26 protein-coding genes are annotated in these 21142 nt (G+C 59.0%); 11 read left to right on the forward strand and 15 right to left on the reverse strand.

Going from position 1 to position 21142, the window contains the following annotated elements:
• Positions 1-423: 423 nt before the first annotated feature.
• The 10 genes from hisC to PI739_RS13945 form a co-directional block, all read right to left on the reverse strand.
• Positions 424-1476, reverse strand: a complete 1053-nt coding sequence (hisC, locus tag PI739_RS13900) for a histidinol-phosphate transaminase (protein ID WP_054082042.1) — start codon at positions 1474-1476, stop codon at positions 424-426.
• A complete protein-coding gene (hisD, locus tag PI739_RS13905) occupies positions 1476-2822 on the reverse strand; it encodes a histidinol dehydrogenase (protein ID WP_003364075.1) in 1347 nt (448 codons plus the stop codon). The genes hisC and hisD overlap by 1 nt, the downstream gene beginning before the upstream one ends.
• A gap of 123 nt (positions 2823-2945) precedes the next feature.
• Entirely contained in the window at positions 2946-3581 is a 636-nt protein-coding gene (gene hisG / locus PI739_RS13910) for an ATP phosphoribosyltransferase (RefSeq protein WP_002555077.1), read from the reverse strand.
• 153 nt (positions 3582-3734) lie between these two features.
• Positions 3735-5000 (reverse strand): UDP-N-acetylglucosamine 1-carboxyvinyltransferase, encoded by a 1266-nt coding sequence (gene murA / locus PI739_RS13915; protein ID WP_002555078.1) that lies wholly within the window; start codon positions 4998-5000, stop codon positions 3735-3737.
• Positions 5001-5022: 22 nt separating this feature from the next.
• Positions 5023-5262 (reverse strand): BolA family protein, encoded by a 240-nt coding sequence (locus PI739_RS13920; protein ID WP_054078910.1) that lies wholly within the window; start codon positions 5260-5262, stop codon positions 5023-5025.
• 114 nt (positions 5263-5376) lie between these two features.
• Positions 5377-5682, reverse strand: a complete 306-nt coding sequence (locus PI739_RS13925) for an STAS domain-containing protein (RefSeq protein WP_003431491.1) — start codon at positions 5680-5682, stop codon at positions 5377-5379.
• Positions 5679-6329 (reverse strand): MlaC/ttg2D family ABC transporter substrate-binding protein, encoded by a 651-nt coding sequence (locus PI739_RS13930; protein WP_003364082.1) that lies wholly within the window; start codon positions 6327-6329, stop codon positions 5679-5681. The genes PI739_RS13925 and PI739_RS13930 overlap by 4 nt, the downstream gene beginning before the upstream one ends.
• A gap of 10 nt (positions 6330-6339) precedes the next feature.
• Positions 6340-6807, reverse strand: a complete 468-nt coding sequence (gene mlaD, locus PI739_RS13935) for an outer membrane lipid asymmetry maintenance protein MlaD (protein WP_003313587.1) — start codon at positions 6805-6807, stop codon at positions 6340-6342.
• Positions 6807-7604 carry a lipid asymmetry maintenance ABC transporter permease subunit MlaE gene (gene mlaE / locus PI739_RS13940; protein WP_003364085.1) on the reverse strand — a complete coding sequence of 266 codons (798 nt, stop codon included), beginning with the start codon at positions 7602-7604 and terminating at the stop codon, positions 6807-6809. The genes mlaD and mlaE overlap by 1 nt, the downstream gene beginning before the upstream one ends.
• Positions 7604-8413: an ATP-binding cassette domain-containing protein gene (locus tag PI739_RS13945; RefSeq protein ID WP_003313589.1), complete on the reverse strand. Its 810-nt coding sequence runs from the start codon at positions 8411-8413 to the stop codon at positions 7604-7606. Before PI739_RS13945 ends, mlaE begins: the two co-directional genes overlap by 1 nt.
• Positions 8414-8717: 304 nt before the next feature.
• Here PI739_RS13945 and PI739_RS13950 point away from each other — a divergent pair, with 304 nt between their 5' ends.
• From PI739_RS13950 to PI739_RS13995, 10 genes are all read left to right on the forward strand, one after another.
• Positions 8718-9692 carry a KpsF/GutQ family sugar-phosphate isomerase gene (locus tag PI739_RS13950; RefSeq protein ID WP_003400250.1) on the forward strand — a complete coding sequence of 325 codons (975 nt, stop codon included), beginning with the start codon at positions 8718-8720 and terminating at the stop codon, positions 9690-9692.
• Positions 9692-10231: a KdsC family phosphatase gene (locus PI739_RS13955; RefSeq protein ID WP_054082040.1), complete on the forward strand. Its 540-nt coding sequence runs from the start codon at positions 9692-9694 to the stop codon at positions 10229-10231. Before PI739_RS13950 ends, PI739_RS13955 begins: the two co-directional genes overlap by 1 nt.
• An 8-nt stretch (positions 10232-10239) precedes the next feature.
• Positions 10240-10812 carry an LPS export ABC transporter periplasmic protein LptC gene (gene lptC, locus PI739_RS13960; RefSeq protein WP_003364091.1) on the forward strand — a complete coding sequence of 191 codons (573 nt, stop codon included), beginning with the start codon at positions 10240-10242 and terminating at the stop codon, positions 10810-10812.
• The gene (gene lptA / locus PI739_RS13965; protein ID WP_002555088.1) at positions 10799-11347 is read left to right on the forward strand and encodes a lipopolysaccharide transport periplasmic protein LptA; all 549 of its coding nucleotides are present in this window, start codon (positions 10799-10801) and stop codon (positions 11345-11347) included. Before lptC ends, lptA begins: the two co-directional genes overlap by 14 nt.
• Positions 11348-12073: an LPS export ABC transporter ATP-binding protein gene (lptB, locus tag PI739_RS13970; protein ID WP_002555089.1), complete on the forward strand. Its 726-nt coding sequence runs from the start codon at positions 11348-11350 to the stop codon at positions 12071-12073.
• Positions 12074-12256: 183 nt separating this feature from the next.
• Positions 12257-13750 carry an RNA polymerase factor sigma-54 gene (locus tag PI739_RS13975; RefSeq protein WP_003364093.1) on the forward strand — a complete coding sequence of 498 codons (1494 nt, stop codon included), beginning with the start codon at positions 12257-12259 and terminating at the stop codon, positions 13748-13750.
• 75 nt (positions 13751-13825) lie between these two features.
• On the forward strand, positions 13826-14134 hold the full coding sequence (gene hpf, locus PI739_RS13980) for a ribosome hibernation-promoting factor, HPF/YfiA family (protein WP_002555091.1): 309 nt from the start codon (positions 13826-13828) through the stop codon (positions 14132-14134).
• Positions 14135-14144: 10 nt separating this feature from the next.
• On the forward strand, positions 14145-14609 hold the full coding sequence (gene ptsN / locus PI739_RS13985) for a PTS IIA-like nitrogen regulatory protein PtsN (RefSeq protein ID WP_003364094.1): 465 nt from the start codon (positions 14145-14147) through the stop codon (positions 14607-14609).
• Between the two features lie 2 nt (positions 14610-14611).
• Positions 14612-15469, forward strand: a complete 858-nt coding sequence (gene rapZ / locus PI739_RS13990) for an RNase adapter RapZ (protein ID WP_003364096.1) — start codon at positions 14612-14614, stop codon at positions 15467-15469.
• Between the two features lie 15 nt (positions 15470-15484).
• Positions 15485-15757, forward strand: coding sequence for an HPr family phosphocarrier protein (locus tag PI739_RS13995; RefSeq protein ID WP_003364097.1), 273 nt, complete (start codon positions 15485-15487; stop codon positions 15755-15757).
• A 24-nt stretch (positions 15758-15781) separates the two neighbouring features.
• Here PI739_RS13995 and PI739_RS14000 read toward each other — a convergent pair whose 3' ends face one another.
• The 4 genes from PI739_RS14000 to pmbA form a co-directional block, all read right to left on the reverse strand.
• Complete coding sequence (locus PI739_RS14000) at positions 15782-15916, reverse strand: hypothetical protein (protein ID WP_255301235.1); 135 nt, start codon at positions 15914-15916, stop codon at positions 15782-15784.
• Positions 15917-15943: 27 nt separating this feature from the next.
• Positions 15944-16555 carry a superoxide dismutase gene (locus PI739_RS14005; RefSeq protein WP_003364098.1) on the reverse strand — a complete coding sequence of 204 codons (612 nt, stop codon included), beginning with the start codon at positions 16553-16555 and terminating at the stop codon, positions 15944-15946.
• A gap of 1 nt (position 16556) precedes the next feature.
• Complete coding sequence (locus PI739_RS14010) at positions 16557-17018, reverse strand: DUF2753 family protein (protein WP_054082039.1); 462 nt, start codon at positions 17016-17018, stop codon at positions 16557-16559.
• A gap of 661 nt (positions 17019-17679) precedes the next feature.
• Positions 17680-19026, reverse strand: coding sequence for a metalloprotease PmbA (gene pmbA / locus PI739_RS14015; RefSeq protein ID WP_271351949.1), 1347 nt, complete (start codon positions 19024-19026; stop codon positions 17680-17682).
• Positions 19027-19133: 107 nt separating this feature from the next.
• Between pmbA and yjgA the strand changes: the two genes are divergently transcribed.
• Complete coding sequence (yjgA, locus tag PI739_RS14020) at positions 19134-19655, forward strand: ribosome biogenesis factor YjgA (protein WP_003364101.1); 522 nt, start codon at positions 19134-19136, stop codon at positions 19653-19655.
• Positions 19656-19702: 47 nt separating this feature from the next.
• Here the strand turns inward: yjgA and tldD are convergent, their stop codons facing one another.
• Positions 19703-21142, reverse strand: coding sequence for a metalloprotease TldD (tldD, locus tag PI739_RS14025; RefSeq protein WP_003400228.1), 1440 nt, complete (start codon positions 21140-21142; stop codon positions 19703-19705).

Genomic DNA, 21142 nt, shown 5'->3' on the forward strand with positions numbered 1-21142 from the left:
GAGATCTTGTGGGAGCGAGCTTGCTCGCGAAGGCGGATTACCTGATCAATGGAGTTTCAGAGGCTGAACGGGCCTCTTCGCGAGCGCAAGCTCGCTCCCACACAGATCCGGAGTGTTTTCAAGCCATGCGAGACACTCACACAGGTCCGAAGTGTTTCAAGCAATGTAGATGCTCTGCGGCAGCGATGATCTTGTGGAAGCGAGCTTGCTCGCGAAGGCGGATTACCTGATCAATGGAGTTTCAGAGGCTGAACGGGCCTCTTCGCGAGCAAGCTCGCTCCCACACAGGTCCGGGGTGTTTTCGAGCCGTTTGGATTACTCACATAGGTCGGCGGTGTTTCCAGGCCATGCGGATGCTCTGCGGCATCGATGATGCTGTGGCAGCGCAAGGTCAGCCCGTTTTCGGGCTGACCGATCCGCGTCTCAGATGTCGCCCAGACCTTCCAGCAACGCCTGATGCTGCTCTGGCGTGCCGATGCTGATACGCAGGAACTGGGCGATTCGCTGCTGTTTGAAGTGGCGGACGATAACGCCCTGCTCGCGCAGTTTGGCGGCCAGTGCTGCGGCATCGTGTTGCGGGTGGCGAGCGAAGATGAAGTTGGCTGCCGATGGCAGCACTTCAAAGCCCTTGCCCTGCAACTGCTCGACCAGCGCCTCGCGGCTTTCGATGACCTTGTTGCGGGTCGTCTCGAAGTGCTCGCGATCCTCGAAAGCCGCTGCCCCTCCCACGTTGGCCATGCGATCCAGCGGGTAGGAGTTGAAGCTGTTCTTGACTCGCTCCAGCGCCTCGATCAGGTCAGGATGCCCCACCGCCAGGCCGACGCGCAGACCGGCCAGCGAGCGCGACTTGGACAGGGTCTGAGTGACCAGCAGGTTCGGGTAACGGTCGATCAGTGTAATGGCTGTCTCGCCACCAAAGTCGATATACGCTTCATCGACGACCACCACCGAATCCGGGCTGGCCTTGATGATCTGCTCGACCTTGTCCAGACCGAGCAGGCAACCCGTCGGCGCATTCGGGTTGGGGAAGATGATCCCGGCATTCGGCTTGGCATAGTCCGCAGCACGGATCTGGAACTGCTCATCCAGCGGGACCGTTTCATAGTCGATGCCATACAGGCCGCAATACACCGGATAGAAGCTGTAGCTGATATCCGGGAACAGAAGCGGAGCATCGTGCTGAAACAAAGCGTGGAAAATGTGCGCCAGCACTTCATCCGAGCCATTGCCCAGGAACACCTGATTGGGCTGCACCTTGTAGTAATCAGCGACAGCGTGCTTGAGCAGATCGCTGTTGGGGTCCGGGTACAGACGCAAGTCGTCGGTCAGCGCAGCGCGCATGGCGTCGATGGCCTTTGGCGAAGGGCCATACGGGTTTTCATTGGTATTAAGCTTGACCAGTCGGGTCAGCTTCGGCTGTTCGCCCGGCACATAAGGCACCAGATCGCTGACAAAAGGGCTCCAGAATTTGCTCATTATTTGCCGTCCTCTGTGTTGCCTGCTTTCCAGTCAGGGTCAGTGATTCGATATTCGGCACTGCGCGCGTGGCCGCTCAGGGATTCGCCACGAGCCAGCACGGACGCTGTCTTGCCCAGCTCGGACGCACCTTGCGGCGAGCAATAGATGATCGACGAGCGCTTCTGGAAATCGTAGACGCCCAGCGGCGAAGAGAAACGCGCCGTACCAGAGGTCGGCAACACATGGTTGGGACCTGCGCAGTAGTCGCCCAGTGCTTCGGAGGTGTGGCGCCCCATGAAGATCGCACCCGCATGGCGGATCTGCGGCAGCCAGGCTTCCGGATCGGCGACCGACAGTTCAAGGTGCTCGGGCGCAATGCGATTGGCGACTTCGATGGCCTGGGTCATGTCAGCCACCTTTATCAGCGCACCGCGACCATTGATCGACGTTTCGACGATGGCCGCCCGCTCCATGGTCGGTAGCAGACGGGTGATGCTGGCGGCGACCTTGTCGAGAAATTCGGCATCCGGACTGACCAGAATGGCTTGGGCGTCTTCGTCGTGCTCGGCCTGGGAGAACAGGTCCATGGCAATCCAGTCAGGATCGGTCTGGCCGTCACACACCACCAGAATTTCTGAAGGACCGGCGATCATGTCGATCCCCACCTGACCGAACACATGACGCTTGGCGGTCGCCACGTAAATGTTGCCAGGACCGACCACCTTGTCGACTTTCGGCACGCTTTCAGTGCCGTACGCCAGCGCGGCAACAGCTTGCGCCCCGCCGATGGTGAACACCCGGTCAACCCCTGCAATACAGGCAGCGGCCAGCACCAGCTCGTTGATTTCACCACGCGGCGTCGGCACGACCATGACCACTTCGGTCACGCCTGCCACCTTGGCCGGTATAGCGTTCATCAATACCGAAGACGGGTAGGAAGCCTTGCCACCCGGCACGTACAGGCCTGCGCGGTCCAATGGCGTGACCTTCTGGCCCAGCACCGTGCCGTCGGCCTCGGTGTAGCTCCAGGAATCCTGCTTCTGCTTTTCGTGGTAGCTGCGTACACGCTCGGCGGCCTTTTCCAGGGCTTCGCGCTGAACCGGGGTAATGCGCGTCAACGCCAGCTCCAGGCGCTGGCGAGGCAGGATCAGGTCGGCCATCGACGCAACCTGTAGCCCGTCGAACTTCTGGGTGAACTCGACCAGCGCCGCGTCGCCCCGCTCACGCACCGCCTTGATGATGTCGAGCACGCGCTGGTTGACCGAATCGTCAGACACACTTTCCCAGCTCAGCAGATGATCCAGATGTCGTGCGAAATCCGGGTCAGCAGCGTCGAGTCGGCGAATTGCAGTGGGAGTGGTCATAGCGGGGCCTCAATAATTGGCGGATGCTCAGGAGCCTAAAGCTACCAAGCTATCCGCGCAGGCACCTGAGAAATTTGGCTATGACACGGATAGCTGGACGCAACTCAACGTTGCGTGAAGGGATCAGCTACGGTGTCGCGACTCCACTGCCTTGCGCAGGGTGTCGATGAGGGCCTGGATGCGTGCGTGCTGCATCTTCATGGAGGCCTTGTTGACCACCAGACGCGAACTGATGGTCGCGATCAGTTCCTGAGGCTCGAGGCCGTTGGCGCGCAAGGTGTTACCGGTGTCGACCACATCGATGATCTTGTCTGCCAGGCCAATCAGCGGTGCCAGCTCCATGGAGCCGTACAACTTGATGATATCGACCTGACGGCCCTGCTCGGCGTAGTAACGCTTGGCAACGTTGACGAACTTGGTAGCCACGCGCAGACGGCCCTTGGGCTCGACCGCACCGATGGCGCCAGCGGTCATCAGCTTGCACTTGGCAATCTGCAGGTCCAGCGGCTCATAGAGGCCCTGACCGGTGTATTCCATCAACACATCCTTGCCCGCGACACCCAGATCGGCGGCACCATGCTCGACATAGGTCGGCACGTCGGTGGCACGCACGATCAGCAGGCGCACATCGGCCTGAGTCGTGGGGATGATGAGCTTGCGGCTCTTGTCCGGATTCTCGGTCGGCACGATGCCCGCTTCAGCGAGAAGCGGCAGGGTGTCATCAAGAATGCGGCCCTTGGACAGTGCGATGGTCAACATGGGAAACGTAAGTCCTTATCAGGAAACTTTTGTCACGACGCAAGCGGCGCATGACAACCCTCAGGCCTGTTGACCTGAAGTGAAACGAATCAGAAATCACACCCGCGACAGAACAGGCGGCCCCGATGCCAGCGGCATCAGGGCCGCCTGCTGCTAGCCCGGAACGCGGCGGATCTTGGCACCCAGCATTTGCAGCTTCTCTTCGATGCACTCGTAACCACGGTCTATGTGGTAGATGCGGTCGATCAGCGTGTCGCCCTGAGCGACCAGCGCCGAGATCACCAGACTGGCCGATGCACGCAGGTCGGTCGCCATGACTGGCGCGCCCTTGAGTACTTCGGTGCCGGTGACAATGGCGGTGTTGCCTTCAACCTGAATCTGAGCACCCATGCGGTGCATTTCATACACGTGCATGAAGCGGTTTTCGAAGATGGTCTCGATGACCGCCCCCGTGCCTTCGGCAATCGCGTTGAGCGAAATGAACTGCGCCTGCATGTCGGTCGGGAACGCCGGGTAAGGCGCGGTACGCACATTGACCGCCTTTGGACGCTTGCCGTGCATGTTCAGCTCGATCCAGTCTTCACCGGTCGTGACTTCAGCACCTGCCTCCTGAAGCTTGAGCAGCACAGCTTCGAGGATGGTCGGATCGGTGTCCTTGACCTTGACGCGACCGCCGGTAACAGCAGCGGCCACCAGGTAGGTGCCGGTCTCGATACGGTCAGGCATGACCTTGTAAGTGGCCGGGCCCAGACGCTTGACGCCATCGATGGTGATGGTGTCGGTGCCTGCACCGTGAATCTTGGCCCCCATTGCGATCAGGAAGTTGGCCAGATCGACAACCTCGGGCTCGCGTGCGGCGTTCTGCAGCACGCTGCGACCGTTGGCGAGGCTGGCTGCCATCATGATGTTCTCAGTACCGGTCACGCTCACGGTATCGAAGAAGAAGTTGGCACCGCGCAAGCCACCCTCGGGTGCCTTGGCCTTGATGTAGCCACCTTCGACGTCGATGATCGCGCCCATGGCTTCAAGACCACGGATGTGCAGGTCGACCGGACGCGAACCGATGGCACAGCCGCCTGGCAGAGCCACTTCGGCCTCACCGAATCGAGCGACCATCGGGCCCAGCACCAGAATCGACGCACGCATGGTTTTCACCAGTTCGTACGGGGCGACCAGGGTCTTGATGGTGCGCGGATCGATTTCGACACTGAGCTTTTCATCGATGACAGGCTCGATGCCCATGCGACCGAACAGCTCGATCATGGTCGTGATGTCGTGCAGGTGCGGCAGGTTCTGAACGGTGACGGGTCCGTCCGCCAGCAACGTGGCGGCAAGGATCGGCAGGGCAGAGTTCTTTGCCCCGGAAATGCGAATTTCGCCATCAAGACGAACGCCGCCGGTAATAATCAATTTATCCATTAGAGTCTCGACACCAATTGGCTCAGGAACGCTCGGCCCATGCAGCGCGGCTGAAAAATTTCATGGTCACCGCGTGGATGCTGCCATCGGCAATCCAGGGGTTCAGATGGGTATAAATCTGTTGCTGACGTTTGACCGGGCTCAGGCCGACCAACTCGTCGCTGATGATGTTCAACTGGAAGTTGCAGCCTTCGCCTTCGACTTCCACTTTGATTTCCGGCAGCTTTCCTTCAAGGAAGCTTTTAACTTCTACGGCCTGCATGCTTAACCTCGATCGGCGCTGTACGCGCGCGGGTCTGGCATCATACAAAAAAGCCCATGTTATGCGAAGCCCGACAAGCAGGTCCCGGATAAAGGGCTTTTTCGATGATGCCTTTCAGTGGGCGTCCAGCAGCTCGGTCAAACCTGATACGCGAGCTATCTGGCGCATGTCTTCGGGGAGTGCGCGGATGGTCATCGACTTGCCCGCATCCCGGGCGTCGCGCATGAACGCCAGCAACAAGGCCAGGCCGACGCTGCTGGACTTCTCGACACCCGAGCAGTCAAGCGTGAGGTCTGCCAGATCACCGGACTTGATCAACGCCGCACCCTGCTTGCGCAGTTGCGGCCCTGTACGGTAATCCAGCACACCGATCAGCCTGAGCTCACCCGGCCCGACGAGGCGGACGGCAGATTCGGTCATTGCACCGGCTTCTGCGTGGCATCAACGGTAGATTTGGTCTTGGCCACTTCGCCAGCCCAGTTGTTGATGGTGGTATCCAGGTTGTTGCCGTTGCGCTGCATGGCATCGGCGAACTGATCACGGAACAGCTTGCCGATATTGATACCGTTGATGACAACGTTACGCACTTTCCACTCGCCGTTCAGCTTGACCAGCGTGTAGGAAACCGGATAGATCGCGCCGTTATTGCCCTTGACCTGCATGTCAACGCTGGTGCGGTCATCGCCTTCGTCCTTGGCAGGTGCGACGGTGATGCCCTGGTTGTTGAATTCAAGCAAGGCATTGCCGTAGAACTGCATCAGGCTGCGCTTGAAGTTTTCCTCGAAACGCTTCACCTGTTCAGGGCTCGCCTTGCGGGAGTACTTCACGGTCATGATGCTTTTGGAAATGCCATCGGCATCCACGACAGGACCGACAATGCGGTTCAGTGCATCATAGAACGCGCTTGGGTTGGCTTTGTACTGCTCGCGATTGGTCGCCAGGTCACTCAACAGTTCCTTGGTGGTGCGCTCCACCAGGTCATGAGCCGACGGGGTCGCCGCGGCATTCGCCAGCATTGGCAGAGTGGCCAGCAATACCAGCAGGCCACGGCGCAGAATAGAGATCATTTGAAGCTCCTCACTTGGCATCTTTACTAACAGTATTGAGCAGGAATTTTCCGATCAGGTCTTCCAGCACCAGCGACGACTGCGTGTCATGGATAGTCCCGCCATCCTTGAGCAGCTTGTCATCGCCACCGACGCTCAGACCGATGTATTTTTCACCCAGCAAACCGGCAGTCAGAATCGACGCAGTCGAGTCCGAAGGCAGGTTATCGACCTTCTTCTGAATCTCCAGCGTGACGCGACCGGTAAAGGTATCGCGATCCAGATCGATCGCCGTCACCTTGCCGATCGTGACGCCAGCCATGCTTACCTTGGCTCTGACAGTCAAACCGGCAATATTGTCGAAGTAGGCATAAAGTTTATAAGTGTCGGTGCTCGCGCTCGTGCTCAGACCACTGACTCGCAGGGCCAGCAGGAGCAGAGCCAGTATCCCCGCCAGCAGGAACAGACCGACTCCGGTTTCGATGGCACGGTTTTGCATCAGAAATCTCCAAACATCAAAGCGGTCAAAATAAAGTCCAGTCCCAGCACGGCCAACGAGGCGTATACGACGGTTCTGGTCGTCGCGCGACTGATCCCCTCGGAAGTAGGCTCGCAATCGTAACCCTGGAAAACGGCAATCCATGTCACCACGAAGGCAAATACGACGCTTTTGATCACCCCATTGAGCACATCGTTCGTGAAAGAAACGCTGTTCTGCATGTTCGACCAGAAAGAACCGTCATAGACTCCGAGCCAATCGATCGCCACCCAGGAAGCCCCCCAGATACCGACCACGCTGAAAATCATCGCCAGAATCGGCAACGAGATGAAGCCGGCCCACAGACGCGGCGCAACGATGTACTTGAGTGGATCGACACCGATCATTTCAAGGCTTGACAGCTGCTCGGTGGATTTCATGTTGCCGATCTCGGCGGTCAATGCAGACCCGGCACGACCTGCGAACAGCAAGGCCGTCACCACAGGACCGAGTTCACGCAGCAGGGTCAGGGCAACCATCTGGCCGACCGCCTGCTCCGAACCGTATTTGGTCAGGATGCTGAAGCCCTGCAACGCCAGTACCATGCCGATGAACATGCCGGACACCACAATGATGACCAGCGACATGACCCCCACCGAATACAGCTGCCTGACCAGCAATTGAAAACTGCTGCCCGCACCGCCGCGACCGAGCAGGGCGTGCACCAGAAACAGACCGGAACGCCCCAGAACAGTAACAATATCAATGGCCGAACGCCCCAGCAGGCTGACCCGGTCCATCAGTGACTTATTGCGCATCAGCGCTTCCCCAATAGATCTTCGCGAAAATCCGGCGCCGGATAGTGGAACGGTACAGGGCCGTCCGGCTCGCCGGTCATGAATTGACGAATACGTGGATTGTCCGAGGACATCAGTTCCTGCGGCGTACCCTGCCCCAGCACCTGCCCGTCGCCGACGACATATAGATAGTCGGCAATGCTCGCAGTCTCGCTGAGGTCATGGGACACCACGATGCTGGTGATACCCAGTGCGTCGTTAAGCAGCCGGATCAGACGCACCAGCACCCCCATCGCAATAGGGTCCTGCCCGACAAAGGGCTCGTCATACATGAGAATCTGCGGATCGAGAGCGATTGCGCGCGCCAGCGCGACACGACGCTTCATGCCGCCCGATAATTCGTCCGGCATCAGTTCCACCGCGCCGCGCAGGCCCACGGCCTGAAGCTTGAGCAGAACGATGTCGCGGATCATTTCTTCCGGCAGCTCGGTGTGCACGCGCAGGGGAAAGGCGACGTTTTCGAAAACATCCAGATCGGTAAACAGTGCACCGCTCTGAAACAAAACGCCCATCTGCTTGCGGGCATCGAACAGATCACTGCGCGACAGCTCCGGCAGATTCTGGCCATTGACCCACACCTGCCCCTCGCTCGGGCGCAACTGGGCACCCATCAGGCGCAACAGGGTGGTCTTGCCGCAACCTGACGGCCCCATGATCCCGGTAACCTTGCCGCGCGGAATACGAATATCAACGTTATTGAAAATGCTGCGCGCACCGCGTTTGAAAGACACACCTTTCAACTCGACCGCATAGGCGTCATCAGGACTCATCTAAACTCCTTGCGATACAGCTTCCGCCTTGAGCCGTCGGTTTTTGAACACCGACAGGCTGTCCAGGCGTGCCGAACAGGCCGCGAACTATATCACCGCAGCCACCCGCCCCCAAGAAGAGAACCGAGCGGTTCAGGTATTCGCTGAATTATTCTGTACCACAATGTTATGGCCACAGGCTTGAATACAGACCCGCAGGTACGTAGGAAATTCGTTTAAAAACAACACAACGACGATCAGACGTGAGGGAATCGTTCATTACCGCTATAATCGCCGCCTTTCAGCAGGCTGACCCTTTCCAGACATGAACCAATCCAGTGACCTGATCCAATCGGCGCAACGCACCATTCGCCTTGAGATAGAAGCCATGCAAGGCTTGCTTGAACGTCTTGACGGCGATTTCGTGCGCGCGTGCGAAATGATCCTTGCCAGCAAAGGGCGCGTGGTCGTGGTCGGCATGGGCAAGTCCGGACATATCGGCAACAAGATCGCTGCCACGCTGGCGAGCACGGGCACCACCTCTTTTTTCGTGCATCCGGCCGAAGCCAGCCATGGCGACATGGGCATGATCACCCGTGACGACATCATCCTGGCCTTGTCGAACTCTGGCAGCACCAACGAAATCGTCACCCTGCTGCCACTGATCAAGCGCCTGGGCATAAAGATGATCAGCCTGACCGGCGACCCCGAGTCCATTCTGGCCAAGGCTGCCGACATCAACCTCAACGCGCATGTCGTGCATGAGGCCTGCCCGCTCAACCTGGCACCGACGTCCTCGACAACCGCCGCACTGGTCATGGGCGACGCCCTCGCCGTAGCGCTGCTCGACGCCCGCGGTTTCACCGCCGAAGATTTCGCATTCTCCCATCCGGGCGGCGCATTGGGTCGTCGCCTGCTGCTCAAGGTCGAGAATGTGATGCACTCCGGCGAATCACTGCCCAGCGTGCAACGCGGTACCCTGCTGCGCGACGCACTGCTTGAAATGACTCGTAAAGGTCTGGGCATGACCGCCATCGTCGAAGCCGATGGCACCCTGGCCGGCATCTTCACGGACGGTGACTTGCGCCGGACGCTGGACCGCCCTGTCGATATCCGCCAGACCATCATCGATGAGGTCATGACGCTTCATGGCAAGACCGCCCATGCCGAGATGCTCGCCGCCGAGGCGCTGAAAATCATGGAGGACAACAAAATCAGTGCGCTTGTTGTCGTAGACCAGAACGACCGGCCGGTTGGCGCATTCAACCTGCAGGATCTCCTGCGCGCAGGCGTCATGTAATGGAAACCGAAATAATGACCCAGGATCTCATGCAACGCGGCAAGGCCATCAAGCTGGCAGTCTTCGACGTCGATGGCGTGCTGACCGATGGCCGCCTTTACTTCATGGAAGACGGCAGCGAGATCAAGACATTCAATACCCTCGACGGCCAAGGCATTAAAATGCTGATAGCTTCGGGCGTCACCACGGCGATCATCAGTGGCCGCAAGACCGCGATAGTCGAGCGCCGGGCAAAGAGCCTGGGCATTGAACACCTGTTCCAGGGGCGTGAAGACAAACTGGTAGTGCTGGACAAGTTGCTGGCAGAACTCAATTTGAGTTACGAACAGGTCGCCTATCTGGGTGATGATCTGCCAGACTTGCCCGTCATCAGACGCGTCGGTCTGGGCATGGCAGTGGCCAATGGTGCCAGCTTTGTACGCGAGCATGCACACGGGATAACCAGGGCGCGAGGCGGCGAAGGCGCAGCGCGCGAATTCTGCGAACTGATTCTGAGTGCGCAAGGCAACCTTGAAGCGGCTCACTCCGCCTATTTATAGAAGCCATTATGTTCACTAAAAAAATTCGCAAGTTCCTGCTTCTCGGGGTACTGGCGCTGCTACTGGCAGCGGTCGGCTACTGGAACATCAGCCCGGAAAGCTTCATGGACCAGCCTGATGCGTCGATTGACGACACGGCGATCGACTACTATGCGGTCAATACTCGCAGCGTGCAGTATCTGCCAGATGGCACACTTCAGTACGACATGACATCCGACAAGGTCGAGCATGTGAAGGCCACAGATGTGAGCCTGCTGACGACACCCAATCTGAACATGTACCGCGGCGGAGCATTTCCGTGGCACGTGCAAAGCAAACGAGGTGAAGTTTCGTCCGGGGGCGATCAGGTCGAGCTGATGGATTCCGTTCGTGTTGAGCGCACCGATGAAAAACAGCGTACGACCATTATTACCAGCAGTCGCATGACCGTATTTCCTCAGAAGGAATATGCGGAGACCGACCAAGACGTTAGAATCGACGGCGCGGGCGGTGTCACTACGGCCAAGGGAATGAAAGCGTATTTGAAAGACAGCAGGATGGACCTGCTGTCCAACGTAAGAGGACAGTATGAGGCTCGTTAAAACTCTTCCTTTATTGCTCGGCCTGGGCGCAGCACTGGGAAGCGCGAGCGCCTGGTCCCTGCCAACCGACCGAGATCAGCCTATCCACATCCAGTCTGACGATGCTCAGCTCGATGACAAGAAAGGCGTGGCGACTTACAAGGGCAATGTCATCATCACTCAGGGCTCGATGAAAATCACGGGCAACACCGTGACGATCACGCGTAATGCCCAGGGCGAAGTCGACGTATTCACCTCGGTCGGCAATCTGGCCTACTACGAGCAGAAGCCTGCCGTGGACAAGCCGATCGTGCAGGCCTATGCCGTCACCATTCAGTATTACGCCGGCCAGGACCGTATCGTCCTGATCGACAAGGCCAAGGTCATCAATGATGGCAACACCTCGGAAGGCGAGAAAATCGTCTACGACACGGTCAGACAGGTCGTCAGCGCCGGTCGGGCCAATGGCGGCGCCAAGGTGACCACACCACGTCCGCGTATCGACATGGTCATCCAGCCGAAAAAGAAAACCGATCAACCTCAGAAGGCCCAGTAAATGGCGACGCTCAAAGCCCAGCATCTGGCTAAAAGCTACAAAAGCCGGCAGGTCGTGCGCGATGTGAGCATCTCCATCGACAGCGGCCAGATCGTCGGCCTGCTGGGCCCGAACGGCGCCGGCAAGACCACCTGCTTCTACATGATCGTGGGTCTGGTCCAGGCTGATCAGGGTCGTGTGCTGATTGACGATCTGGATGTCAGCCATCAACCCATGCACGGTCGCGCCCGCGCGGGTATCGGCTACCTGCCACAGGAAGCCTCGATCTTCCGCAAGCTCTCGGTGTCCGACAACATCATGGCGATTCTCGAGACCCGCAAGGAGCTCGACGCCGGTGCACGTCGCAAGGAACTGGAAAGCCTTCTGCAGGAGTTCCACATCACCCATATCCGCGACAACCTGGGCATGAGCCTGTCGGGTGGTGAACGTCGCCGTGTGGAAATCGCCCGAGCCCTGGCCACCGCGCCGAAATTCATCCTGCTGGATGAACCATTCGCAGGTGTCGACCCTATTTCGGTAGGCGACATCAAGCAGATCATTCACCATCTCAAGGCCAAGGGTATCGGTGTGCTGATCACCGACCACAACGTCCGGGAAACACTGGATATCTGCGAAACGGCCTACATCGTTAACGATGGACAGCTGATTGCGGAAGGCGACTCCGAGACCATTCTGGCGAACCAGCTGGTGAAAGAGGTCTACCTCGGCCACGAGTTCCGCCTTTAATCGTCTGCCCCTTTGCGCTTCGCAGCCGATTGATGCCTACGCAGTGTATTGACAACATTTTATTTGTCATATCACTCTAGGCAAATGCACAGGTTTCAGGCATATAATTTGCTTAATTTGGCGCCACGGCGCCTGTAGTAGATGGCGCATGCGCGCCGGCGAATAAGGTGTTTAGCCCCTGCCATGAAACCATCGCTAGTCTTGAGAATGGGCCAGCAGCTGACGATGACACCGCAGCTGCAACAGGCAATCCGCTTACTTCAGCTTTCAACTCTGGATCTTCAGCAGGAGATCCAGGAAGCGCTGGAGTCAAATCCTATGCTGGAGCGGCAGGAAGAAGGCGACGACTTCGACAACTCCGACCCGCTTGCCGACAACATCGAACAAAAGCCCAACCCCGACGTTCAGGAACCGACCTATCAGGAATCCGCGCCTACCGTGGACAATCTTGAAGACGGTGAATGGAACGAGCGCATTCCCAACGAGCTGCCCGTCGATACCGCATGGGAAGACATCTACCAGACCAGCGCCAGCAGCCTGCCAAGCAACGATGACGACGAGTGGGACTTCACCACACGCACCTCCGCCGGTGAAAGCCTGCAAAGCCACCTGCTGTGGCAGTTGAATGTTGCGCCGATGTCCGACAAGGACCGTCTGGTGGCGGTCACGCTGATCGACTGCATCAACAATCAGGGCTACCTCGACGAGACGCTCGATGAGATTCTCGAGTCGTTCGACCCTGAGCTGGACATCGAGCTCGACGAGATCGAAGCCGTACTGCATCGCATCCAGCAGTTCGAACCTGCCGGCATCGGTGCTCGCAATCTGAGCGAATGCCTGCTGCTGCAACTGCGCCAGCTGCCAGCGAAAACGCCGTGGCTGACAGAAGCACAGCGCCTGGTCAGCGACTACATCGATCTGCTCGGAAGCCGCGACTACGGCCAGCTGATGCGGCGCATGAAGCTCAAGGAAGACGAGCTGCGCCAGGTCATCGAGCTGGTGCAAAGCCTCAACCCGCGTCCAGGCTCGCAGATCGAATCCACCGAAGCCGAATACGTCATTCCGGACGTGATCGTGCGCAAGGACAACGAACGCTGGCTGGTCGAACTCAATCAGGAGTCGGTGCCACGCCTGCGGGTCAATCCGCAATACGCGGGCTTCGTGCGGCGCGCTGACACCAGCGCAGACAACACCTTCATGCGCAATCAGTTGCAGGAAGCGCGCTGGTTCATTAAAAGCCTGCAAAGCCGCAACGAAACACTGATGAAGGTCGCCACGCAGATCGTCGAACACCAGCGCGGTTTCCTCGAGTACGGCGACGAGGCCATGAAGCCGCTCGTCCTGCACGACATTGCCGAGGCAGTTGGCATGCACGAATCGACTATCTCGCGGGTGACCACGCAGAAATTCATGCACACCCCACGTGGCATTTACGAGCTGAAATACTTCTTCTCAAGCCATGTGAGCACCTCCGAGGGCGGAGAATGCTCGTCCACGGCAATTCGCGCAATCATCAAAAAACTGGTTGCGGCGGAAAATCAGAAAAAGCCGTTGAGTGATAGTAAGATCGCTGGTTTACTGGAGGCACAAGGCATTCAAGTAGCCCGTCGCACAGTCGCCAAGTACCGTGAGTCTCTCGGGATCGCCCCTTCCAGTGAGCGTAAGCGACTGATGTGATGCAGGCCGAGCCACAGCGTCCCAGTGGCAGGCGCCATGCCTGCCTCTTTATGCACTGGCAAAGGAGAAAGCTGTATGCAAGTCAACATCAGTGGACACCAACTGGAAGTGACCAAACCCCTTCGTGAATACGTTGAGCTCAAGCTCAAGAAGCTCGAAGGGCATTTTGACAAGATTACCAACGTGCAGGTCACGATGACGGTCGAAAAGCTCAAGCAAAAGATCGAAGCCACGTTGCACATCCATGGTGGAGAGGTCGTTGCCAATGCTGAACATGATGACATGTACGCTGCCATCGACCTGCTCACTGACAAGCTAGACCGACAATTGCTCAAGCATAAGGAAAAGCAGCAAAGCATCCTCAAAGGTGCGGCCGCTCGCTAACGCCCATTTAATGATCCGAATCGAAAATATCCTGACCCCCGGCCGCTCCCTCGTGAACGTGCCGGGTGGCAGCAAAAAGCGTGTACTCGAAGAAATTGCCAACCTGATCGGCCGTGAAGTGCCGGGCATGGTCTCGGATACAGTATTCGCAAGCCTCGTTGCCCGGGAAAAACTGGGCTCGACCGGTTTTGGCAACGGTATTGCCATTCCCCACTGCCGCCTTGCTGACTGCAGCGAGCCTGTCAGTGCAGTCATTCACCTCGCTACACCCGTGGATTTCGACGCCATCGATGGCGCGCCGGTTGACCTGCTGTTCGTCCTGCTGGTCCCGCAAGCCGCTACCGATGAGCACCTGGAGCTGCTGCGCCAGATCGCCAGCATGCTCGACGACAAAGATGTGCGTAAGCGCCTGCGCAGTGCCGAAAGCGCTCAGGCGCTTTATCAAGTGGTGCTGGACGTGCAGAACGGAAACTGACCATGCGCATGATCATCGTCAGCGGTCGCTCCGGCTCAGGCAAGAGTACGGCGCTCGATGTGCTGGAAGACAACGGTTTTTACTGTGTCGATAACCTGCCGGCAGGTCTGTTGCCGGAGCTGGCGGAACGCGCGCTGATCAACACCGAACTCGCCGAACCGCTGCTGGCGGTTTCGATAGATGCGCGCAACCTGCCCAGCCATCTGACCCGTTTTCCGCAGATGCTGAATGAAGTCCGCGCGCGCAATATTCAGTGCGACGTGCTCTACCTGGATGCAGACGAAGCCACACTGCTCAAGCGCTTCTCGGAAACCCGGCGCCGCCACCCCCTGAGCACGGCCGATCGTTCGCTGGCCGAAGCGATACGCGACGAGACCGCACTGCTTGGCCCGATCATCGATCTGGCCGACCTGAAGATCAACACCACCCACCTGAACCTCTATCAGTTGCGCGACGCGCTCAAGCTTCGCCTGCTGAACAAGCCGGAGCCAGGCACGGCGTTTCTGATCGAGTCATTTGGTTTCAAGCGTGGCATGCCCATCGATGCAGACCTGGTATTCGATGTGCGCTGCCTGCCCAATCCCTACTGGAAACCAGAACTGCGCGACCATTCAGGGCTTGAACAGCCTGTTATCGACTACCTGTCGGTGCAGCCTGATGTCGAAGAAATGTTTCAGGACATCTTTGCCTACCTGAACAAATGGCTACCCCGGTTTGCAGCCAGTAACCGTTCCTACGTTACCATTGCCATCGGCTGCACCGGCGGACACCACCGTTCGGTCTACCTGACCGAGCGGCTTGGTCAGGTTTTGCAACAATCACTCAAGAACGTTCAGGTCCGCCACCGCGACCTCAGCTGAAGGATTTTCACTGCGATGCCCGCTCGTCAAATCACCATCATCAACAAACTGGGCCTGCATGCCCGCGCTGCCGCCAAATTCGTCGGCGTCGCAGGCAAGTTCCCCTGCAAGATCAGGGTCGGCCGCACTCCGGAGAGCATGGTTGACGGCAAAAGCATCATGGCCGTGATGATGCTGGCTGCCGGCAAGGGCACCGAGATCCACCTGCACACTGAAGGCGAATTCGAACAGGAAGCGCTCGATGGCCTGGTCGAGCTGATCAACAACCGGTTTGATGAGGGCGAATAAGCCCTCGGACAAACGCGGTATACGTCACCACCAGCCTTGCAAGTGCATCCAGCTCAGCCCATGGGCAACCAGTAGCGCCATACCCGCCAACAACAGCACGCTACCCACTACCAGCCGAAATAACCGCGCAGTACTGAGCGTAAGGAATCCGAAGCGCATGGGCTGCCTTGGGTCCGGTTGCCAGGCTCAGGCCAGGGCGGCCTGATAACGGCGGGACACCTCATCCCAGTTGATCACGTTGTAGAACGCGTTGATGTATTCGGGACGACGGTTCTGATAGCGCAGGTAGTAAGCGTGCTCCCACACGTCCAGCCCTAGAATCGGCGTGTTGCCGTTCATCAGCGGGCTGTCCTGATTACCGCTGCTTTCCACCACCAGCTTCTTGTCAGGCGTGACGCTCAGCCATGCCCAGCCACTGCCGAATCGGGTCAACGCGGCCTTGGTGAACGCCTCCTTGAAGCTTTCGTAGCCGCCCAGTTGTTCGTCAATCGCCAACGCGACAGCGCCTGTGGGCAAGCCTCCCCCGCCCGGCACCATGACTTCCCAGAACAACGAATGATTGGCATGGCCGCCACCCTGATTGATCACCGCTGGACGCAGGTTTTCAGGCAATTGCTGGACACTGGCGACGAGTTTCTCGACAGACCAGTCCGCAAACTCCGTGCCTTCCACCGCTGCATTGAGATTGTTGATGTACGTCTGGTGATGCTTGGTGTAGTGGATTTCCATGGTTTGCGCATCGATATGCGGTTCAAGGGCATCGTATGCGTAAGGCAGTGCGGGCAAGGTGTATGGCATGTCAGTGTGCTCCGTAGAAAAGTCCGGAAGGGGCTCCCGAATGGCGTTGCAGCGCTGAGCGCGTATGCTCACCGCTGCTGTTCAGCAACCGATGGGTGCGCGGGTATTCGCCATGTTCGCTGATGAAACTCAGCAGCTCGGCGTAGGTTTTGCTGCTATGACGCAAGGCCGCCTCGCGCAGGGCGGGCGGGAGGCGCTGATCCTGTAGGGTCCGCAACAGGTGCTGGTGGATGGCACACAGGTACTCGGCGCTCTCCTCCGGCTGGCCCAGACTCAGGTGCAGATCCGCCAGGTTATGGTGAGAAATCACACAGGCCGCGACCGCTTCGTCGGCATCCGCCCAGCGTTCGAACAGGACTTGCGCCAACGCCAGCGCCTGAAGGTACAACTCGCGGGCCTCGACCCACTCGCCGAGATTGAAACAGCGATTGGCCTGCTCGATGGTGCGTTTCCAATGCTGCATGACATACCTCCAGGAACGTTGGCTAGGCAGCGACCATGGGCCAGGGCGTGGCGGTCAACCGCGTCAGGAACGCCTCTTGACGAGGTAATGCTCGATCAGCAGAGGCTCGTCGGTTTAAAGCGCACAACGAATCCGCAGACTCAAGCCACGCTGGTTTCCAGCGAAGACAACTCGTTCAAAGCAGACCCCGTGATCGCAGTTCATTTTATAAATGATATTCATTATTAAATGAGATAGAGAATCAACACAAGCCCGATCGTTTCACCGCCTTGCGCCGGTGAGCGTGAACATGCTTTGAGGGAAACGTAAAACGCGGGTTCGGAGGGAGGTTATTGGCGGTCAAAGCCGCAAGCGGATGGGTGACGCAGAGCGTCACGAAATGCATTCCCACGCTGGAGCGTAGGGAACGATAACCTCAACTATCGTGCGGCGCTCCGCGTCGCATGCCGTTCCGGACGCTCTGCGTCCTCTTGACGACGCAGAGCGTCGTGAACTGCATTCCCACGCTGGAGCGTAGGGAACGATCACCACGCTCTGCGTCCTTTTGACGACGCAGAGCGTCGTGAACTGCATTCCCACGCTGGAGCGTAGGGAACGATGATCACAACTATCGTGCCCACGCTCTGCATTTATGGGCACGATAGCCGGAATCGGGGGCCTGTCAGCTACCCGCTACGGTCATTCGCTCGATCAGTACCGAGCCGGTGCGGATGTTGCTGCGCAGCTCAAGATCGCTGCCAACGGCGACGATCTGCTTGAACATGTCGCGCATGTTGCCGGCGATGGTCACTTCCTGAACCGGGAACTGAATCTCGCCATTCTCGACCCAGAAGCCTGCCGCGCCACGCGAATAGTCGCCGGAGACCATGTTCAAACCGCTGCCCATCAGCTCGGTGACCAGCAAGCCGCGCCCCATGCGCCGAATCAGCGCAGCCTGGTCGTCCGAACCATGGGTGACGAACAGGTTATGTACACCGCCCGCGTTGGCGGTGCTCGGCATGCCCAGCTTGCGGCCGGAATACGTGCTCAGCACATAGGAAACCAGATCCCCACCTGCCACGAATGGCTTGGCGAAGGTCGCCAGACCGTCGCTGTCGAACGCCGAACTGCCCATCGCATGCTTCAGGTGCGGGCGCTCATCGATGGTCATCCACTCAGGGAACAGGCGCTGACCCAGCGCGCCTTCGAGGAACGACGATTTGCGGTACAGCGTGCCACCGGAAATGGCGCCGAGAAAGCTGCCGAAGAGGCCGCCCGCCAGTTCCGCAGCAAACAGCACTGGCACTTCACAGGTCGGCACCGGACGCGCACCCAGACGGCTTGCCGCACGCAACGCGGCCTTGCGGCCAATGCTCTGCGCATCGGCCAGCAGCTCGCCCTGGCGGTTGACGTCATACCAGTAATCGCGCTGCATCTGGCCTTCACCCTCGGCAATCATCACACAGCTGAGGCTGTGACGCGTTGAGGCATAGCCACCGATGAAGCCATTGCTGTTGCCATACACGCGGCAGCCCTGATGGGTATTGAGCGTAGTGCCATCGGCGTTCTTGATGCGGCTGTCGGCATCGAAGGCCGCCGCTTCGCAGATCAGCGCTTTCTCGATGGCCTGCTCGGGCGTGATGTCCCAGGTGTGATAAAGGTCAAAATCCATGACCTCTTTGGCCATCAGCGCAGCGTCGGCCAGCCCGGAGCTTTCATCTTCGGAGGTGTGCTCGGCAATCGCCAGTGCAGCGGCGACCGTTTCACGAATCGCATCGGCGCCGGTTGCCGACGTGCTGGCCGAGCCCTTGCGCTGCCCGACATACAGGGTGATACCAAAGCCCTGATCGCGGTTGAACTCGACGGTTTCGACTTCACGCTGACGGACCGATGTCGACAGCCCCTGGTCCACCGACACCGCGACTTCGCAGGCGCTGGCACCCTGACGCCGGGCTTCGGCGATGATCTGCTCGACCTGTTCCTGCAGTTCGGGCAAGGCTTGTGGGCCGACGCTTTGGGTTGCACTCATGACTTTCTCCATCAAATTCTTCTTTCAGCACAGGCCGAATACCGACCGGGCCGGACAAGCGGCCCACGACTGGTTATCATGGCGGCGTTTCTTTGCGGACTGCCCCCATGGTTGATTCTTACGACGACTCCCTCGACGGGGAGAAAAGCAAAACCCAGGTCAAACGAGAGCTGCATGCTCTGGTCGACCTCGGCGAGCGACTGACAACACTCAAAGCCGATGTGCTGGCCAAGCTGCCGCTGACCGACGCTTTGCGCAAGGCCCTGGCCGAAGCGCCCAAGCACACGGCGAACATCGCGCGAAAGCGGCATATTCTGTTCATCGGCAAGCTGATGCGCGATCAGGACCAGGAAGCCATTCTGGTGTTGCTGGACCAACTCGATGCCTCCACTCGCCAATACAATGAACGTTTCCACAATCTGGAGCGCTGGCGTGATCGCCTGATTGCGGGCGATGACGCCGACCTCGAGAAATTCGTTGTCGAATACCCCGATGCCGACCGTCAGCAGCTGCGTTCGCTGATCCGTCAGGCGCAACACGAAGTTGCACGCAACAAACCGCCGGCCACCAGCCGCAAAATCTTCAAATACATCCGTGAGCTGGACGAACTTCAACGCGGTCTGCGTTGATTTCGCCCTCGGGGCCGGCAGCAGAGGCAGCCGGCCCCGACTCACATTCAGCTACCGGTGCCACCCACGGTGATCGCGTCGATTTTCAGCGTAGGCTGACCCACACCGACCGGCAGCGACTGGCCATCTTTCCCGCACGTACCGACGCCGCTGTCCAGCGACAGATCGTTACCCACCATCGACACCCTGCTCATGGCTTCCGGCCCGTTACCGATCAAGGTCGCGCCTTTGACCGGCGCGGTGATCTTGCCGTCTTCGATCAGATAGGCCTCACTGGTTGAAAACACGAACTTGCCGCTGGTGATATCCACCTGGCCACCGCCCAGGTTGGCGCAGTAGATGCCGCGCTTCACTGAGGCGATGATTTCCTGCGGATCGCTCTGCCCGCCCAGCATGTAGGTGTTGGTCATGCGCGGCATCGGCAGGTGGGCATAGGACTCGCGACGGCCGTTGCCGGTACGTGCCACGCCCATCAGGCGCGCATTGAGCTTGTCCTGCATGTAGCCCTTGAGCACGCCATTCTCGATCAGCGTGGTGCATTCGGTCGGTGTGCCCTCGTCATCGACACTCAGCGAGCCACGACGCCCCGCCAGGGTGCCGTCGTCGACGATGGTGCAGAGTTTCGACGCAACCATCTCGCCCATGCGCCCGCTGTAGGCCGAACTGCCCTTGCGGTTGAAGTCGCCCTCAAGGCCGTGACCCACTGCTTCGTGCAGCAGCACGCCAGACCAGCCAGAGCCAAGTACTACCGGCAAGGTGCCTGCCGGGGCGGGAATCGCTTCCAGGTTGACCAGCGCCTGACGCAGGGCCTCACGGGCATAGCCCATGGCGCGATCGTCGGTCAGGAAATAACGGTAGTCGGTACGCCCGCCGCCGCCATGCCCGCCCCGCTCGCGACGGCCATTCTGCTCGACGATGACACTGACATTGAAGCGCACCAGCGGGCGCACATCGGCGGCAAGGCTGCCATCCGCGGCGGCCACCAGAATGCGCTCCCAGACGCCGGCCATGCTCACCGAAACCTGCTGGATACGCGAGTCCAGCGCACGCGTCGCAACGTCGATGCGCTTGAGCAACTCGACCTTCTCGGCGCGGCTCAACACTTCCAGCGGGTTATCCGGGGCGTACAACTGCGCCACGTCCTGCGAGGTGAAAGCCTGCACGCGACCATTCTGGCCAGCGCGGGAGATGGAACGCGCGGCCTGCGCGGCGGTGCGCAGTGCCTCGGCGGTGATCGCGTTGCTGTACGCAAAGCCGGTTTTCTCACCCGACTGGGCACGCACGCCCACGCCTTGATCGAGATTGAAACTGCCTTCCTTGACGATCCCGTCTTCGAGCGACCAGGACTCGGAGATCATGCCCTGAAAATACAGATCGGCCGCGTCGATTCCTGGCCCGGCCAGATCGCCCAACACGGACTGCAGGCTGTCGAGGTTCAGGCCACCGGGTGCCAGAAGGTGTTCGCTGACTGAGGACAGATCACTCAT

The organism is Pseudomonas cerasi, from assembly GCF_027983475.1.
GTDB lineage: Bacteria > Pseudomonadota > Gammaproteobacteria > Pseudomonadales > Pseudomonadaceae > Aquipseudomonas > Aquipseudomonas cerasi.

Excerpts from the sequence above, each read along its gene's own strand:
- PI739_RS13925 (WP_003431491.1), bottom strand. The coding sequence starts at position 5,682 with ATGACCGAATCTGCCGTCCGCCTCGTCGGGCCGGGTGAGCTCAGGCTG.
- rapZ (WP_003364096.1), top strand. The coding sequence starts at position 14,612 with ATGCGCATGATCATCGTCAGCGGTCGCTCCGGCTCAGGCAAGAGTACG.
- PI739_RS14005 (WP_003364098.1), bottom strand. The coding sequence starts at position 16,555 with ATGCCATACACCTTGCCCGCACTGCCTTACGCATACGATGCCCTTGAA.
- PI739_RS14010 (WP_054082039.1), bottom strand. The coding sequence starts at position 17,018 with ATGCAGCATTGGAAACGCACCATCGAGCAGGCCAATCGCTGTTTCAAT.
- lptA (WP_002555088.1), top strand. The coding sequence starts at position 10,799 with ATGAGGCTCGTTAAAACTCTTCCTTTATTGCTCGGCCTGGGCGCAGCA.
- PI739_RS13930 (WP_003364082.1), bottom strand. The coding sequence starts at position 6,329 with ATGATCTCTATTCTGCGCCGTGGCCTGCTGGTATTGCTGGCCACTCTG.
- PI739_RS13920 (WP_054078910.1), bottom strand. The coding sequence starts at position 5,262 with ATGCAGGCCGTAGAAGTTAAAAGCTTCCTTGAAGGAAAGCTGCCGGAA.
- ptsN (WP_003364094.1), top strand. The coding sequence starts at position 14,145 with ATGATCCGAATCGAAAATATCCTGACCCCCGGCCGCTCCCTCGTGAAC.
- lptC (WP_003364091.1), top strand. The coding sequence starts at position 10,240 with ATGTTCACTAAAAAAATTCGCAAGTTCCTGCTTCTCGGGGTACTGGCG.
- PI739_RS13945 (WP_003313589.1), bottom strand. The coding sequence starts at position 8,413 with ATGAGTCCTGATGACGCCTATGCGGTCGAGTTGAAAGGTGTGTCTTTC.
- PI739_RS14000 (WP_255301235.1), bottom strand. The coding sequence starts at position 15,916 with ATGCGCTTCGGATTCCTTACGCTCAGTACTGCGCGGTTATTTCGGCTG.
- hisG (WP_002555077.1), bottom strand. The coding sequence starts at position 3,581 with ATGTTGACCATCGCACTGTCCAAGGGCCGCATTCTTGATGACACCCTG.
- PI739_RS13955 (WP_054082040.1), top strand. The coding sequence starts at position 9,692 with ATGGAAACCGAAATAATGACCCAGGATCTCATGCAACGCGGCAAGGCC.
- PI739_RS13975 (WP_003364093.1), top strand. The coding sequence starts at position 12,257 with ATGAAACCATCGCTAGTCTTGAGAATGGGCCAGCAGCTGACGATGACA.
- pmbA (WP_271351949.1), bottom strand. The coding sequence starts at position 19,026 with ATGAGTGCAACCCAAAGCGTCGGCCCACAAGCCTTGCCCGAACTGCAG.
- hisC (WP_054082042.1), bottom strand. The coding sequence starts at position 1,476 with ATGAGCAAATTCTGGAGCCCTTTTGTCAGCGATCTGGTGCCTTATGTG.
- PI739_RS13950 (WP_003400250.1), top strand. The coding sequence starts at position 8,718 with ATGAACCAATCCAGTGACCTGATCCAATCGGCGCAACGCACCATTCGC.
- lptB (WP_002555089.1), top strand. The coding sequence starts at position 11,348 with ATGGCGACGCTCAAAGCCCAGCATCTGGCTAAAAGCTACAAAAGCCGG.
- PI739_RS13995 (WP_003364097.1), top strand. The coding sequence starts at position 15,485 with ATGCCCGCTCGTCAAATCACCATCATCAACAAACTGGGCCTGCATGCC.
- mlaD (WP_003313587.1), bottom strand. The coding sequence starts at position 6,807 with ATGCAAAACCGTGCCATCGAAACCGGAGTCGGTCTGTTCCTGCTGGCG.
- yjgA (WP_003364101.1), top strand. The coding sequence starts at position 19,134 with ATGGTTGATTCTTACGACGACTCCCTCGACGGGGAGAAAAGCAAAACC.
- murA (WP_002555078.1), bottom strand. The coding sequence starts at position 5,000 with ATGGATAAATTGATTATTACCGGCGGCGTTCGTCTTGATGGCGAAATT.
- mlaE (WP_003364085.1), bottom strand. The coding sequence starts at position 7,604 with ATGCGCAATAAGTCACTGATGGACCGGGTCAGCCTGCTGGGGCGTTCG.
- tldD (WP_003400228.1), bottom strand. The coding sequence starts at position 21,142 with ATGAGTGATCTGTCCTCAGTCAGCGAACACCTTCTGGCACCCGGTGGC.
- hpf (WP_002555091.1), top strand. The coding sequence starts at position 13,826 with ATGCAAGTCAACATCAGTGGACACCAACTGGAAGTGACCAAACCCCTT.
- hisD (WP_003364075.1), bottom strand. The coding sequence starts at position 2,822 with ATGACCACTCCCACTGCAATTCGCCGACTCGACGCTGCTGACCCGGAT.